General features: G+C 67.8%; 1 pseudogene. It reads right to left on the bottom strand.

Going from position 1 to position 869, the window contains the following annotated elements:
• Positions 1-642: 642 nt before the first annotated feature.
• Positions 643-869 (bottom strand): annotated as a pseudogene (locus tag ADK66_RS26935) (elongation factor Tu); the annotation flags it as partial.

The following is an 869-nucleotide window of genomic DNA, read 5'->3' as shown; positions in this document are numbered from 1 at the left end:
GGGGGCGCAGCTCGCGGGTAGCCAAAGATGGCCCTCGTGACGTTCTCGTGGGTGGGTCTCGACCGTGATCAACAGCGCACGCCGTGTCCCGTCCAGGTTCTGGAAGATCGGGATACGGCGCGCGCTGTTGACTCGGTATTGAGCCCTGCTGACTAATCAATGGCCTGTTCCGGCGTGGCTTGGTTGGAGTGATGGCGTTCGGGGCATGATCGCGGCGCGGTCGTTTCCCCTTTTCTGGCCGTAGATGAGCGGATCGCCGCTCGGCGTTCGTCGCGAGGGCAGGCTCGTGGAGTGCCACGGAGGTGGCCCTACTCGGCGCTCGACGATGGCCCAGACAGCGTCGCTCGCGCACCGACCGCAGAGGCGCACCTGCGCGTCCGCGAGTCCCGGCTCGACAGCGGCGAGCACCGATAGACCTGACCCGCCCTGGACCGGGCGACCGAGCCGGATCCCGGGCCGCCGCGGTCATCGACACTGTCGACGCGGCCCGCTACACCGCCGGTTCTTGCGCGCCGCACCTGGTGGCTGGCACCCGGACCCAGATCGTCAGATCCGCTCTGGTGTATCGGCTCGGCCAGCGCGCACCTGAGGAAGGCCGTACGTAACAGGGCCCCTTGTCTGTAAGGGGCCCTGCCACGTAGCTCAGTCGAGTAGTTCGGTCACGGTGCCGGCGGCCACGGTACGGCCGCCCTCCCGGACGGCGAAGCCGAGCCCGCCATCCATCGCGATCGGCCTGCCAAGCTCCACCGACAGGTCGACTGTGTCACCCTGCAGGACCATCGTCAGATCACCGAGGTCTACCGACCCGACCACGTCGGTGGTGCGGAAGTAGAACTGCGGCCGGTAGTTGGCGAGAAACGGCGTGTGAC

The organism is Micromonospora sp. NRRL B-16802 (assembly GCF_001279555.1).
Classification (GTDB): Bacteria; Actinomycetota; Actinomycetes; order Mycobacteriales; family Micromonosporaceae; genus Micromonospora; species Micromonospora profundi.
This window is presented reverse-complemented; position numbering and strand designations above follow the sequence as displayed.